The organism is Variovorax glucosi (assembly GCF_051216695.1).
Lineage (GTDB): Bacteria > Pseudomonadota > Gammaproteobacteria > Burkholderiales > Burkholderiaceae_C > Variovorax.
This window is the reverse complement of sequence record NZ_JBPJZE010000001.1, coordinates 1,408,787-1,422,793: the sequence shown is the minus strand read 5'-3', so window position 1 is coordinate 1,422,793 and position 14,007 is coordinate 1,408,787. Positions and strand designations below refer to the sequence as shown.

The 14,007-nt window shown below is 63.6% G+C and carries 11 protein-coding genes; 1 reads left to right on the top strand and 10 read right to left on the bottom strand.

The features are described 5' to 3' along the window. From ACSFA3_RS06685 to kaiC, 4 genes are read right to left on the bottom strand one after another with little or no spacing between them, the layout of a single operon-like run. Positions 1–2,226, bottom strand: a complete 2,226-nt coding sequence (locus tag ACSFA3_RS06685; RefSeq protein WP_435504587.1) for an ATP-binding protein — start codon at positions 2,224–2,226, stop codon at positions 1–3. After that, on the bottom strand, positions 2,223–2,549 hold the full coding sequence (locus ACSFA3_RS06680) for a circadian clock KaiB family protein (protein WP_435504586.1): 327 nt from the start codon (positions 2,547–2,549) through the stop codon (positions 2,223–2,225). Before ACSFA3_RS06680 ends, ACSFA3_RS06685 begins: the two co-directional genes overlap by 4 nt. Continuing rightward, a complete protein-coding gene (locus ACSFA3_RS06675; RefSeq protein ID WP_435504585.1) occupies positions 2,542–2,880 on the bottom strand; it encodes a circadian clock KaiB family protein in 339 nt (112 codons plus the stop codon). The genes ACSFA3_RS06680 and ACSFA3_RS06675 overlap by 8 nt, the downstream gene beginning before the upstream one ends. Then, entirely contained in the window at positions 2,864–4,597 is a 1,734-nt protein-coding gene (kaiC, locus tag ACSFA3_RS06670) for a circadian clock protein KaiC (protein WP_435504584.1), read from the bottom strand. Before kaiC ends, ACSFA3_RS06675 begins: the two co-directional genes overlap by 17 nt. 314 nt (positions 4,598–4,911) lie before the next feature. Between kaiC and ACSFA3_RS06665 the strand changes: the two genes are divergently transcribed. Beyond that, positions 4,912–6,963, top strand: a complete 2,052-nt coding sequence (locus ACSFA3_RS06665) for an ATP-binding protein (protein WP_435504583.1) — start codon at positions 4,912–4,914, stop codon at positions 6,961–6,963. A 117-nt stretch (positions 6,964–7,080) separates the two neighbouring features. Here ACSFA3_RS06665 and ACSFA3_RS06660 read toward each other — a convergent pair whose 3' ends face one another. From ACSFA3_RS06660 to ACSFA3_RS06635, 6 genes are all read right to left on the bottom strand, one after another. Continuing rightward, entirely contained in the window at positions 7,081–8,004 is a 924-nt protein-coding gene (locus ACSFA3_RS06660) for an EthD domain-containing protein (RefSeq protein ID WP_435504582.1), read from the bottom strand. A gap of 423 nt (positions 8,005–8,427) precedes the next feature. Next, complete coding sequence (locus ACSFA3_RS06655) at positions 8,428–9,348, bottom strand: NAD(P)-dependent oxidoreductase (RefSeq protein WP_435504581.1); 921 nt, start codon at positions 9,346–9,348, stop codon at positions 8,428–8,430. A 29-nt stretch (positions 9,349–9,377) separates the two neighbouring features. Next, positions 9,378–10,376 carry a transketolase family protein gene (locus tag ACSFA3_RS06650; RefSeq protein ID WP_435504580.1) on the bottom strand — a complete coding sequence of 333 codons (999 nt, stop codon included), beginning with the start codon at positions 10,374–10,376 and terminating at the stop codon, positions 9,378–9,380. Next, the gene (locus ACSFA3_RS06645) at positions 10,376–11,215 is read right to left on the bottom strand and encodes a transketolase (RefSeq protein ID WP_435504579.1); all 840 of its coding nucleotides are present in this window, start codon (positions 11,213–11,215) and stop codon (positions 10,376–10,378) included. Before ACSFA3_RS06645 ends, ACSFA3_RS06650 begins: the two co-directional genes overlap by 1 nt. A 36-nt stretch (positions 11,216–11,251) precedes the next feature. Next, positions 11,252–13,132, bottom strand: a complete 1,881-nt coding sequence (locus tag ACSFA3_RS06640) for a TRAP transporter large permease (RefSeq protein WP_435504578.1) — start codon at positions 13,130–13,132, stop codon at positions 11,252–11,254. Between the two features lie 129 nt (positions 13,133–13,261). Beyond that, a complete protein-coding gene (locus ACSFA3_RS06635) occupies positions 13,262–14,005 on the bottom strand; it encodes a TRAP transporter substrate-binding protein (protein WP_435504577.1) in 744 nt (247 codons plus the stop codon). Positions 14,006–14,007 lie beyond the last annotated feature (2 nt).

The window sequence follows — 14,007 nt, the reverse complement described above, 5'->3', positions numbered from 1 at the left end:
CTAATGCAGCATCTGCCGGACCTTCGCAAGCAAAGCGCCGACATCGAAGGGTTTGGTCAGGATTTCCATTCCGCGTTCGAGGTGTCCGTCGCCGACGGCAGCATTGTCCGCATACCCGGTGATGAACAGGACCTTCAGTTCGGGTTGCGAGCGCCGGGCGGCGTCGGCCACCTGGCGGCCATTCAGCCCACCCGGCAACCCGACATCGGTGATCAGGAAATCGACATGCGCGGCCTCTTCCAGAATGCGCAGGCCGGATGGTCCGTCGGCCGCCGTGGCGACCTTGTATCCGGCCTCGACCAGCATTTCGGAGACGACGACCCGGATCGTCTCCTCATCCTCGATCAGCAGCACCATTTCGCCCTCGCCGCCGCCGACGAATTCGGACCGGGCCTGGACCAGGTCCGAATCCGCTTCGCCCAGGTGACGTGGCAGATAAAGGCACATGGTCGTGCCTTTGCCGACTTCGGAGTAGACCCGGACCTGCCCCCCGGACTGGCGGACGAATCCGTAGACCATCGACAAACCCAGTCCCGTGCCCTGACCCATGGGCTTGGTGGTGAAGAAGGGATCGAAGATGCGCTGGGCCACTTCCTGCGACATCCCGCTTCCGGTGTCGGTCACGCAGACGGACACGTACTGACCGGGCGTGACTTCGCGCTCGGCTGCGAGCCGGCCGTCGAACCATTTGTTCGCGGTTTCGATCGTCAGTCGACCACCTGCCGGCAGCATGGCGTCGCGCGCGTTGATGCACAGGTTCAGGACCGAATTCTCGAGCTGGGAAGTGTCGACCTTGGTCGTCCACAACCCACCGGAGCCGATGACCTCGACCACCACGTTGGGGCCCACCGAGCGCCGTATGAGGTCCTCCAGTCCCCCCAGCAGACGATTGACGTCGGTGGGCTTGGAGTCGAGGGTCTGTCGACGGGCGAAGGCGAGCAGTCGCTGGGTGAGTGCGGACGCACGCTTGATCGAGTCTTGGGCCATGCCGAGATACCGCTCGACGCCCTCGAACCTGCCGCGCTGCAAGCGCAGGTGGAGCACCTGCAGGGCCGCCGCCATGCCGCCGAGCAGGTTGTTGAAATCGTGCGCAATGCCACCGGTCAGCTGTCCGATCGCTTCCATCTTCTGCGACTGGCGCAGTGCGTCCTGGGCCGTCATCAGTTCGGCAGTGCGCTCTGCCACGATGGTTTCCAGCCGTTCGTTGGTCAGGCGCAGCGCCTGCGTCGCGGCAACACGTTCGGTCGATGCGCGAGTCCGGTCGGCAACTTCCTGCGCGAACGAAACGTCATCGTCGGTCCACTGACGCGGGGTCGCATGATCGACGAAGAACAGAGCGACGAGCCGACCATGTTCGACGACGGGAAGATTCAGGAACGACTGAACCGACAGGGCCAGAAACGAAGGCAGGGAGCCGGCGGTCCGTTCGTCCAGCGCGACGTCGGGAATGCGAACGACCGTGTTGGCCTTGAGGCTGTCGGCGAAGGATCCGAAGTCGTGAAGGTGGATCACGGCTGGAAGCGCCTCGATGCCGTCGGCACACCACTGGCCAGCGATGACGATGGTGTCGTTATCCGACCTGCTCGAAGCATAGCCCGCGCGACCCGCGCGAAGATATCGCCCGAGCGTGCGTGCGGCGATGCTGGACATCTCTCCCGGATCGTCGATATCGCGGAGCTGCTCGGAAAAGCTCGCGAGCGTCGTTCTGCGTGCTTCGAGCCGTGCGCGCTCCGACACATCGCGCACCACGGTCAGGTGGCCGACGATCAGGCCGTCCGCATCGACGAGTTGCGAAACCGTGGACTCCACTTCGATGACGGTGCCGTCGGGCATCGCATGCGCGACCCGCACCAGCCCGTTACCGCCGGCTTCCTGCGCGGCATTCGAGCTCGGCAATTCCGTATACAGGGTGGAGGTGGCGCGGCCCAGCGCATCGGAAGAACTCACGCGGTACTGACGTTCCGCAGCCGGGTTCAGATAGATCAGCAGGCCATCGCCATCGATCGCCAGCACGGCATCGCGCATCTGACCCAGGACATCCTCACGAAGTCTGTTGACGGAAGTGCCGGCGCTCTGGAGCGTGAAGATGTCGCCGTTGACGATCAGCGCGTCCACTTCACCGGAGCTGACGGCTTCGAAGGCTTGCTTGAGCTCGTCGAGTTCCGCGCGCAGAGCGCGATTCTCGTCGCGCAGGCTTGCGTCTTCCGACGGTTGGCGCTGGGTCATTTCAATGGCCCGTGAAGCAGCGCAGCGCGCAGCTGGTCGGCGTCGGACAGATCGCCGATCAATCGACGAGGCGGGATGTTGTCGAGGATCAGCAGCGTCGGCGAAGCGATGATCTGGTCATCGCGTGCGCGCGTCGCGTGCGTTGCGAGATCGAGTATCTCGAGGCTGTGCTGTCCGGCGAGATGGGCATCGAGAAATCGGCGCAGGTTCACGACTGCGCGAGCGGAGATCGGAGAGACGGCCCGGATGTAGAGCCGTAGACGAACTTGCGAACGTCCAGGGGGAGAGGCGCCGTTTCCGCCTTGAAGCTTTCGATCAGGCAAGGGGTCTCACATCCAGGCCTACGAGCACCCGTTCTTCGTTTGAGAGATCGCCGATGATTTTTCGGATGGGTTCCGGAAACTTGCGTACCAGTGTGGGCACGGCAAGGATCTGATCGCCAGCTGCCAGCTTGGGATTCACAAGCAGATCGACGATCTCGATGCTGTAGCGACCGGCAAGATGGCTCTCGCACAGCCGCTTGAGATTCTCGAGTGCGGTAGCCGATCTCGACGTGTTGCCCGCCACGTACAACCGCAGTTGCCATTCTGGCCTGGTCTTCGTCGCTTTCGGTGTCTTTGAAGTTTCGGCGGATTTGTCAGCTTTTCTTGCCATGTTGACCTCCCCGTGAGTAGGCGTCGTTGCGCGCGCGCGACTCGATGGATTGCGCTTCCAGAGCCTCCTTGGCTATGGCGAATTCGACTTCGCCGGAACGCTCCAGCGCTTCCGCATTCAACGCGGCAATCTGCGCATCAAGCACGGCGCGCCGGTTCGCAAGGTCGCGCCGCTTGCGCTCATGGTCGCGCGAGCGCAGGTCGCTGGATGCCACCACCTGCTCGACATGCGCGATGCGCGCGCTGCCTGTCAGGACCTGGTCCCCGAACATGTAGACGTCCACCAGTTCGACCCCGCGATCGGAAAACACGAACTCGCGCACCTGGTTGGAGTGCGGCATGCCTCGGGACTTCAGCACCTGCAGGGTGCGGGTTCGCTCGCCGTTGACTGCCACGTTCGCCAGGAGCAACCAGCTGTCCATCAGCGAGGAAACACCCACTTCCGAAGTGGCGGCCGGCGCCGATCCGGCGTCAGCCGTGAGGCTTGTGAACAGCGTGGTCGCTCCGCGCGTCTTCAGAAAGTCGATCAGACGCATCAAGGTGTTCTTCAAGCCTGCGTCCTCGGGCCGCGCAGCCAGATTGCTGATCGGATCCATCGCGACCACAGCCGGATCGAAACTGTTTACCAGTTCGTAGACATGCACGAGATGCTGCTCGAGCCCGTGCAGGGTGGGGCGTGTGGCCTCTATCCGCAGCAAGCCCGACTTGATCCATTTTTCGAGATCGAGCCCGATCGACTTCATGTTCCGCAGCAACTGCGTCTGCGATTCTTCATAGGCGAACAACAGCGCCCGCTCGCCGCGCCGGCAAGCGGCGTCCACGAACGTCGCCGCCAGACTGCTTTTGCCGGTGCCCGGTGCGCCTGATACGAGGACGCTGCTGCCGACGTATGGGCCCTTGCCACCCAGCATTTCGTCGAGTCCGGCGATGCCGGTCGACACTCGCTGGGACGATGCGGAATGCGTCAGCGTGAGGGAGGTGATCGGCAGCACCGAAATGCCCTTGGCGCCGATCAGAAACGGATACTCGTTCGTGCCGTGAGCCGAGCCACGGTACTTCACGACGCGAAGCCGCCGGGTCGACACCTGCTCGATCACGCGATGGTCGAGCAGGATGACGCAATCGGCGACGTATTCTTCCAATCCATAACGGGTCAACGAGCTTTCGCCGCGTTCCCCGGTGATGACCGCTGTGACGCCCTTGTCCTTCAGCCAACGGAACAGGCGGCGCAGTTCGGCACGGAGGATCGCGTGGTTCGCGACACCGGCAAACAGGGCTTCGATGGTGTCCAGTACGACGCGTTTGGCACCGATCAGCTCGATCGCGTACCCGAGACGTATGAACAGTCCTTCTAGGTCGTACTCTCCGGTTTCTTCGATCTCGCTGCGTTCCACATGGACGAAGTCCAGAACGAGCTTCTTCTGCTTTTGAAGCCTGGCAATGTCGAAACCCAGGGAACGCATGTTGTCGGTGAGCTCTGCGCCCGTCTCCTCGAACATCATGAAGACGCCGGGCTCGCCGAATTCGACGGCACCATTCACCAGAAATTCTGCCGCGAGCATCGTCTTGCCACAGCCAGCCGACCCGCAGATCAACGTCGGTCGACCGGCCGGAAGCCCGCCTTCGGTGATCTCGTCAAGCCCGGCAACGCCTGTAGGAGCCTTGGCGATTGGGGCAAATTTGCCGAAACCCTGCGCTTTAGTTGCTTTGCCGCTCATGCAGATTTGCCTCGACTTTTTTTGATGTGACTTGATTATGAAGGCGTGCACGGTTGTGCGTGGCAGACGGAGACAGTGGATGCCGGACTACAATTTTTCTTGCCCGGATGTCTTCGATTCGAGCGTTCGGCTACATCCGGCTACAGGCTCCATATTGGGAAAGCGAGAGGATTTTGATTTCTTCAGACGACGCTCGCGCGAACGCCGATGAGCTCTTTGCAGGCCACGGAGATGTTCGCTCGGTTGCAAGAACACTCGACTGGTCGAAGACTCCGCTCGGACCGACGCAGGATTGGTCTCCGGCCGTGCGCACCATGGTGAGATCGATCTTCGACTCGCCCTTTCCGATCTGCCTCTGGTCGGGGCCGAGCTTCGCGCTGATCTACAACGATGCCTACCGCCGCATCCTGGCAGCCAAGCATCCGGCCGCCCTCGGCCAACCCGGCTCGGTCGTCTGGGCCGAAATCTGGGAGCAGCTCGAACCGCAATTCGCTGGCGTTCGTGCGGGGGGCGACCCGGTTCACTTCGAAGACGCGCCGTTCGTGATGGCGAGGCTCGAAGGCGGTGGAACCGAAACCGCCTGGTTCACCTATTCGCTGTCTGCGCTCCGGGATGAAGACGGAAGCGTTGCGGCGGTGCTCAACATCACCCCTGAGACCACCGATCGCGTCTTGCTCGGACGTCGTCTGAAAAAAGAGCAGGCTGCGTTGGCGGCAAGCGAGGCGGCAGCCAGAGTCAATGCGCAGCGGGTACAGCTCGCGCTTGCGGCCGGGGCGATCGTCGGCACCTGGTTCTGGGATATTCCCGGCGACCTTTTCACTGCGGACGAACCCTTCGCGCGCGCTTTCGGCCTTGACCCGGTCGTCGCGAGGGAAGGGATACCGCTTGCATACGTCGTGGATACGGTTCATCCGGATGACCGCGCCGGATTGGGGCAGGCAATTGAGGCGGCAACGGTCAGAGGAGGTGCGTATGCCCATCAATACCGGGTTCGTCGATCCACCGGGAAGTACTACTGGATCGAGGCGAACGGTTGGGTCGAACACGGACCGGACGGACGACCTCTGAGCTTTCCCGGTGTGATCATCGACATCGAGGAACGGCGTGCGGTAGAAAACGAACGCGACCGTGCGACAGCGGCGCTGATCGCTCTCAACGAGACATTGGAACAACGCGTCGCGGAGCGCAGCGAGGAGTTGATGCGGACCGAAGAGGCGCTGCGTCAGTCGCAGAAGATGGAAGCGGTCGGCCAGCTGACCGGTGGATTGGCGCACGATTTCAACAACCTGCTCGCGGGCATCACCGGAAGCCTGGAACTGGTCAAGCGTCGCACGGCGATGGGCTGTTACGACGACCTCGAGCGTTATGTCAACGTCGGGCTCGGCGCTGCGCAACGCGCGGCTTCGCTGACGCATCGCCTGCTGGCTTTTTCGCGCCGCCAGACACTCGAACCGAAGGTTCTCAGCGTCAACCGACACATCGGGGACATGGAAGATCTGATTCGTCGCACGATCGGGTTGCAGATCGACCTGGAAGTCGTGAGCGGCATCGGTTTGTGGCCGGTCATGGCCGATGCCAGCCAGCTGGAAAACGCGTTGCTGAACCTGTGCATCAACTCGCGGGATGCCATGCCCGGTGGAGGCCGGCTGACCATCGAGACCTCCAACCGCAGCGTGGACGAACGCATCGCCAAGACCATGGGAATCGATGTCGGTCAGTACGTGTCGATGTGCGTGAGCGACAACGGCTCGGGAATGACGCCGGACGTCGTTGCTCGTGCGTTCGACCCGTTCTTCACGACCAAGCCGTTGGGCGTCGGAACCGGCCTGGGTCTGTCGATGATCTACGGTTACGCCAAGCAGTCGGGTGGACACGTCAGGATCTACAGCGAACCGGGGGAGGGCACGCTGGTGTGTCTCTATCTGCCCCGCTACGTCGGCTCCGAAGTCGAGGTCGCCATGACGACTGCGACCGCGGGTCCCGAAGTCCAGGGCGACGGCCAGGTGGTTCTGGTGGTGGACGACGAGGCCAGCGTCCGCCTGTTCGTGAGCGAGATTCTGGTGGATCTCGGCTTCAAGGTCATCGAGGCCGCCGACGGTATCGAGGCACTGCGCGTACTGCAGAGCAAGCAACATCTGGACTTGCTGGTCACCGATGTCGGACTGCCCAACGGCATGAATGGACGGCAGGTTGCCGAGGCGGCACGGGTCGAGAAGCCCGAACTGCAGATCCTGTTCATCACCGGCTATGCCGAGAACGCGGTTTTGAGCCATGGACATCTGGACCACGGAATGCACGTGATGACCAAGCCGTTCGAGTTGAATGCCTTCGTCGGTCGAATCGAGCGGCTGATGAAACCGGCCTGAACATCTGGAGCGCCAACAGTCTCTGTGCTTGAAAAGATCGGTATCCGGCCAGTCGAAGCCTTCGCGGTTCAGATCATTCCGGCTTTTGTCATCGTCGCCAGTCAGCCTGAAATCACGTCATCCGACCGCGACCTTGCCGGTGAACAGCAGATTGCGCACTTCGTCGCTCACCTGATTGATTGCGCCGATTCGTTCGATCAGCTGGGCGGGGCGACTGCCGCGCAGGCCGGCGAGTGTCAGCTGCCCGTCGCGGACATAGGTGTACACGCCGCTAACGGCGAATGCGCTCGCTTGGGCCACATGGGCTGCGATGCCTTCGCTGGCTTGTGTGAAGCGGTCGGAGGCGTAGAACGACCGGCGCGTCAACGGCGAGACGAAGGCCAGCTCCAGGATCGCGATGAGGCGGCGCGACGAGGGCACGGTGTGGTCGACATTCGGGGCCGGCGGCGCCGGCTTGTCGTTGTCGTAGGTTTCGGGCAGGTGCATCCGGACTTTCAGCACTGCGTCGCTTGCGGCGAGCGCGCGCGCCAGCCGGTCGACGCATGCACCAAAGGCTTTTGCATCGCCGTGAGCGGCCCCGAAATGCACATGGATCCGGTCCAGGCCGTCGTCGGAATTCGGCGAAGGTTCGGCCACCCGGTCCACCAGCGTGGTCGAACTGTTCGGCAGCGCATAGGCCACGGTGCCGGCGAACATGTTCTGCTCGTCGGCGAACAGGATCGGGCATGCCGCATCGAACAGCGCCTGATCTTCGGCCGAGTGAAAACCGATCTCGACACCGCCGTCGAGCGTGTAGCCGTCGAACGCCGCAACGCCGTCGATGGCGGGCCAGAGATGGGCGTCCTGCTCGCGGTCGAAGTGGTTCTGCACATACCAGCCCAGACCGGGAATGCGCGCGCACAGCGGCCCGTGCACGTCGCGCCAATAGGTCGCGAACAGCTCGTGCGGAACCTGCGGGCGGCGCAGGACGGTGGTGTAGGAGTTGATGACGATGCGGGCATCGCGCTGTGCGTAGTCCGTGGTGGTCGAGAGCTCGGTCATGGGTCGGCTGCGGTTGGGTTGGGTTGGGTTCGAAAGCACAGGCTGCTCCATAACCGTTGTTGCAACGGTAGGCCTTTGGCGGTTTTTGCACCTGTGGAGGCACCCGACGACTTTTTCGATCGCAAGCAGCGCGACGGGCAACATACCCATGGCTATTTGCACGCCCAGGATCGCATGCTGCACGCGTTCAGATCTCTGCACCGTAAGGTGAGATTGAAAACTCCCGCAATGGCGACTCCTATACGGCTGATACCCTTAACAGCCCTATAGCTAGCTGCTCGCAGAAGGCCATGGACGCCGAGATGTCCACTGCTTTAGACCAATGGAGATCCGGTGCATCAAAGACAGCTGCTTTTTTGGTAAGTCCGATCGATTCAAATCGAATCTTGCTCTTTTTTGCCAGCTGTCCAGATAAAACCCCGTTTAACTAATATTTAAGCGTTGAGCATCAGCTATAGCGCGGCGTCCGGGCCGTGCAGCACTTTCGTTCAAAGCCCAGGTTTCGATGACTCTGCTGTCGTCGCGCAGGCCCAGGCCGGCTTCTGCGGCGGCGCAAAAGCGTCTGTTGGCGATCTCCAGCAGCGGCAGTTGCGCGCCGCAGGACTGTCCTGCGGAGGCCACCAGGCCGCTGTCCTTCACGAAGATGTTGATGCTGCTCGTGACCTCCACGTCGGTGCCGGCCACCATCCGAGGACCGCGGTCCGACAGCATCCACGAGCCGGCCGCACCCTTCTCGATGAACTGAAGCACCGCGGCGGGATCGAGGCCCAGCGATCGTGCCAGGCTCAGCGCTTCGGCCGCTGCGGCAATGTGGATCACGCACAGATGCTGGTTCACCACCTTGATGCTCTGGCCGTCTCCCAGCCGTTCGCCGGTGACGCGCACGGTTCCCATGGCGTCGAGTACGGGCCGTGCCGAGGCCACGTCGTTTGGCGCGCCGGCTGCGAAGATAACCAGTTCGCCGGTCTTCGCCCGTGCGACGCCGCCGGTGACGGGCGCATCGATGACGCGGGCGCCTGCCTGGGCGAGGATGGCGCCCTGTTCGCGGATCGCGTCCGGGCCGACCGTGGACATCACGAGCCACAGCTGCCCGCGCACCGAATCTCCGGATCCTGTCACCCGGCCGACGAGGCCCGCGAGTTGCTCGGGCGTGGCGACCATGACGATGACGACGTCGGCCGCAGGCGCGCGGGTGAAGTCGGCGACGGTGTCGATGCCGTTCGCCTTCGCATGGGCGATGACGGTGTCCGACACGTCGACACCGGTGACCGTGTGGCCGGCATTGCGGATTCGAAGGGCCATCGGCAGGCCGATGGCGCCAACGCCGATGAATGTGACGTTCATGGTTGCTCCTTCTTATTCGATCCGCGCAGTCAGACCCAGCCCTTGATCTGCCGGTTCATCATCTCGGTAGAGATGCCGTAGCGGTCGTGCAGGGTGGGCAGCGCGCCGGCATCGAGAAACGCGTCGGGCAATCCGATCTGGCGGAACATGGTCGCGACGCCGGAGCGCATCAGCAGGCTGGCCACGGCCTCGCCCAGTCCGCCGATCACCGAATGGTTCTCCGCCACGACCACCAGGCGTCCGAGCCGCTTCACTTCGGCCAGGATCGTCGCGTCGTCCAGCGGCTTGATCGTCGGCACGTGCAGCACGGCCACGTCGATGCCGTCGGCCTTCAGTTGCTCCGCCACCTCCAGCGATCGCATGGTCATGAAGCCGCTGGAGATGATCAGCACGCCGTTTCCGTCGCGAATGAGCTTGGCCTTGCCGAGCTCGAATTTGTAGTCGTACTCGTCGAGTACCAGCGGCACGTTGCCGCGCGGCAGGCGCATGTAGACAGGACCCTGATGGTCCGCCATCTGCGGCACGGCCTGCTCGATGTCGAGCGCATCGCACGGGTCGATGATCGTCAGGCCAGGAATGCCGCGCATCATCGCGAGGTCTTCGGTCGCCTGGTGGCTCGGGCCGTAGCCGGTGGTCAGGCCGGGCAGCGCGCAGCACATCTTGACGTTGAGGTTTTCCTCCGCGATCACCTGGTGCACGAAGTCGTAGGCGCGGCGCGTGCCGAACACGGCGTAGGTCGTCGCGAACGGGATGAAGCCCTCCTTGGCCATGCCGCCGGCCGCCGCCATCAGCAGCTGCTCGGCCATGCCCATCTGGAAGAAGCGCTCCGGGTACTCCTTGGCGAACAGATGCAGGTCGGTGTACTTGGCGAGGTCGGCGGTCATGCCGACGATCTCCGGCCGCTCGCGGCCCAGATCGACCAGGGCCTTGCCGAACGGCGCCGCCTTGACGCGCTGGCCCTCGCCGGCGATCGAAGCGATCATGGCGGAGGTGGTGAGCCTCGGTTTCTTTTCTGTCGTAGCGCTCATTACACGGCTCCTTGGGTTTGTGTGCTGTCGACATGGCCGATGGCTTGTTGCCACTCCGGCGGGTCGACGCGTATGAAATGGTTCTTCTCGCGGGTTTCGAGGAACGGCACGCCCTTGCCCATCAGCGTGTCGAACAGGATCACGCGCGGCTTGTCTTCCTTCAGCGCCCGGGCGGCGTCGAAGGCTGCGACGACGGCCGCCAGGTCGTTGCCGTCGACGCGCTGCACATGCCAGCCGAACGCGGCCCACTTGTCGGCCAGCGGCTCGAAGCCCATGATCTTTCCGGACGGGCCGTCGGCCTGCTGGTTGTTGATGTCGATCAGGCAGATCAGGTTCGACAGGCGGTGATGGGCCGCGCCCATCGCGGCTTCCCAGGTCGAACCCTCGTCGAGCTCGCCGTCGGACATCGAGTTGTAGACGAACGCCGGGTTCTTCTTCAGGCGCAGGCCCAGCGCCATGCCGACGGCGATCGGCAGGCCCTGGCCGAGCGAGCCGCCGGACATTTCCATGCCCGGCGTGTACGTCGCCATGCCCGACATCGGCAGACGGCTGTCGTCGCTGCCGTAGGTTTCGAGCTCTTCCTCGGGAATGATCTTCGCCTCGATCAGCGCCGCGTAGAAGGCGATCGCGTAGTGGCCGTGCGAAAGCAGGAACCGGTCGCGGCCTTCCCACTCCGGGTCTTCGGGCCGGTAGGTCATGGCGTGCTTGTAGGCCACTGCCAGCACGTCGGCCCAGCCGAGCGCCTGGCCGATGTAGCCCTGCCCCTGGACTTCGCCCATGCGCAATGCATAGCGACGGATGCGATGGGCGCTTTGTCGAAGCGACGGTAAATCAGACATGGGTATCTCCTTGCAAAAATGATGGGACCGGGACGATCAGAGGAATCCGATCGAAATCCACGGTATGGCGGCCACGAGACAGGTACCGATGAAGAGCGCGACCATGTAGCCCACGATCGGCTTCATGCCCTCGTTCGGATGGATGCGGCTGATGGCACAGGCCGCGTAGTAGCCGACGCCGAAAGGCGGCGCGAACAGGCCGATGCCCATCGAGAGGGTCACCACCATCGCGTAGTGGACTTCGTGGATGCCGACCTGGCGCGCGATCGGGAACAGCAGCGGTCCGAGCAGCACGATGGCGGGAATGCCCTCGAGCACCGAGCCCAGGATGATGAAAGCCACCACCGATACCGCCATGAACGTGACGGCGCCGCCCGGCAGCGCGCGCATCGCCTCGGCGAGCGCGGTCGAGAAGCCCGATTGCGTGAGCGCCCAGGCCATGCCCGTCGCGGCGCCGATGATGAACAGGATCGCGCCGGAGAGCGACGCCGTGCTCACCAGCATCGGATAGATCCGCTTCCAGTCGAACTGGCGGTAGAACAGCAGCCCGGCGACCACGGCGTATGCGATGCCGATGGTCGACACCTCGGTCGCAGTGGCCACGCCTTCCACCACCGCGGCGCGGATCACGACCGGCAGCGCCAGGGCGGGAATCGCGAACAGGAACGACTTGCCGATCTCGCGTCCGGTGGCGCGTCGGACGCCGGTCAGGTCCTCGTGCCGGTAGCGCCACCAGACGAGCGCGGCCAGGGTCGCGCCCACCACCACGCCGGGCAGCAGTCCGCCGGTGAACAGGGCCGCGATCGAGACGCCCGTCGCGGAGCCGATCGTGATCAGCAACAGCGAAGGCGGGATCGTCTCGGTCTGCGCGCCCGTCGCCGAAAGCAGCGCCACCAGATCGCCCGGCTTCGCACCGCGCTTACGCATCTCCGGAAACAGGGCCGGCGCCACGGCCGCCATGTCGGCCGCCTTGGAGCCCGAGATGCCCGAAACCAGGTACATCGCACCGATCAGCACATAAGACAGCCCGCCTCTCACGTGGCCGAGCAGGTTCGCCAGGAAATTGACCATCGCTCGCGCGATGCCGGTCATCTCGATCAGCAGGCCCAGCAGCACGAACAGCGGAACGGCGAGCAGGATCAGGTGGCTCATGCCTTCGTCCATCCGGCCGACGACCACCACGGTCGGCGTTCCGGTCGTCAGTGCGATGTAGCCGACCGTCGCAAGACCGAAGGAGAACGCGATCGGCAGACCCAGCAGCACCATGGCGCCGACGCCGAAGACGAAGAAGATCAGCAGGTTCCAGTTGCCCAGGCCCTTCAGCAGCGGCCCGACCAGCGCCATCGCGCCGGCGACGAGCGCCACGAGACAGACCGCCAGCATCACGTCCTTCAGACGGCCGACGCGAAAGATCTGGATCACGCCGACCAGCAACATCATTCCCAGGCCGATGGGCAGAGCGGCTGCGCGCCAGGAATTCGGAATCCCCATGGCGGGTGTCGTCACGAAGGCTTCGTCCGCCGCGAACTCGTAGGCCGGATGGACGACGAAGGCAAGGAACGCGATGGCCGCGGCGATCGATACGAGATCGAGGAGAACGCGCCGGTGCGGCTCGAGCTTGCCGACGATCGCCGTCATCCGCATGTGTTCGCCGCGCTGGAAGGCAACGATCGAGCCGAGCATCGCGAGCCAGAGGAAGAGGATCGAGGCCAGCTCGTCGGACCAGATGAGCGGCTCGTGGAAAACGTACCGGCTCGTCACGCCCATGAGCAGCACGACGACTTCGGCCAGCACCAGAAGTGCGGCCGGAATCTCGATCAGCATGGCAAGCGCCTTGTTCAGGCCTTCCAGCCACGGTATCGGCTCGCGCCAGCCCGTTTCGCCCGCGCTTTCGGGGTCATCGTCAGAGATATTCATGGTCTTCTTTCATGCGACGGGCAGCCTCCGGCTTGCACGGCAAGGCAGAGCCGAGCCTGTCGCTGGTTTTCAATGGAAGGAGCCGTCGGCCGGCGACGGCAGGACGCAGCGGCGCTGCGCGGGACGCGGTCAGCCGAGCTTGCCGGACACCTTTTCGAGCAGGTCCCACGCGGTCGCGCCGTACTTCGTTTTCCACTCGCCGTAGAAGCCGGTGCTGGCCAGTTTCTTGCGAAAGTCTTCGCGGTCGACATCGACGAAGGCGATGTTCCTGGCCTTGAGATCCGCGATGAGGCTGGAGCTGAGCCTGGCCACGTCGGCGCGCTGGTCGGTGGCAGAACGGTCGATCTCGCGCTTGATGATTTCCTGAACGTCCGGCGGGAGCTTGTCGAACGCACGCTTGTTGCCGAGTACCCAGTAGCCGTCCCAGACGTGGCCGGTCAGGCTGCAGGATTTCTGCACTTCGTAGAGCCGCGCCGTCGCGATGATGGCGAGCGGGTTTTCCTGGCCTTCCACCACCTTGGTCTGCAGGGCGGTGTAGAGCTCGTTGAAGTTGATCGGCGACGGCGCGGCTTCCAGCGCCTTGAAGAGCGAAGTCAGCGGCGGTGCCGGTGGGACACGGACCTTGAAGCCCTTGAGGTCGACGGCCGTCTTGATCTCGCGCGTCGACGAGGTGACGTGGCGGAAGCCGTTGTCCCAGATCTTCGAGACCGTGAAGATTGGCGTCTTGGCGATTTCGGCACGCACGTAGTTGCCGAGATCGCCGTCCATCGCCTTCCAGACGTCTTCGTAGTTCTTGAAAGCGAAGCCGACGCTCGTGATGCCCGAGAGCGGCACAAAGGTGGAGAGGATCAGCGAGGACAGATTGAAGAACACCA

Coding starts and splice junctions, on each gene's coding strand:
- ACSFA3_RS06685 (WP_435504587.1), bottom strand. CDS start 2,226: ATGACCCAGCGCCAACCGTCGGAAGACGCAAGCCTGCGCGACGAGAAT.
- ACSFA3_RS06675 (WP_435504585.1), bottom strand. CDS start 2,880: ATGGCAAGAAAAGCTGACAAATCCGCCGAAACTTCAAAGACACCGAAA.
- kaiC (WP_435504584.1), bottom strand. CDS start 4,597: ATGAGCGGCAAAGCAACTAAAGCGCAGGGTTTCGGCAAATTTGCCCCA.
- ACSFA3_RS06665 (WP_435504583.1), top strand. CDS start 4,912: ATGGTGAGATCGATCTTCGACTCGCCCTTTCCGATCTGCCTCTGGTCG.
- ACSFA3_RS06660 (WP_435504582.1), bottom strand. CDS start 8,004: ATGACCGAGCTCTCGACCACCACGGACTACGCACAGCGCGATGCCCGC.
- ACSFA3_RS06655 (WP_435504581.1), bottom strand. CDS start 9,348: ATGAACGTCACATTCATCGGCGTTGGCGCCATCGGCCTGCCGATGGCC.
- ACSFA3_RS06650 (WP_435504580.1), bottom strand. CDS start 10,376: ATGAGCGCTACGACAGAAAAGAAACCGAGGCTCACCACCTCCGCCATG.
- ACSFA3_RS06645 (WP_435504579.1), bottom strand. CDS start 11,215: ATGTCTGATTTACCGTCGCTTCGACAAAGCGCCCATCGCATCCGTCGC.
- ACSFA3_RS06640 (WP_435504578.1), bottom strand. CDS start 13,132: ATGAATATCTCTGACGATGACCCCGAAAGCGCGGGCGAAACGGGCTGG.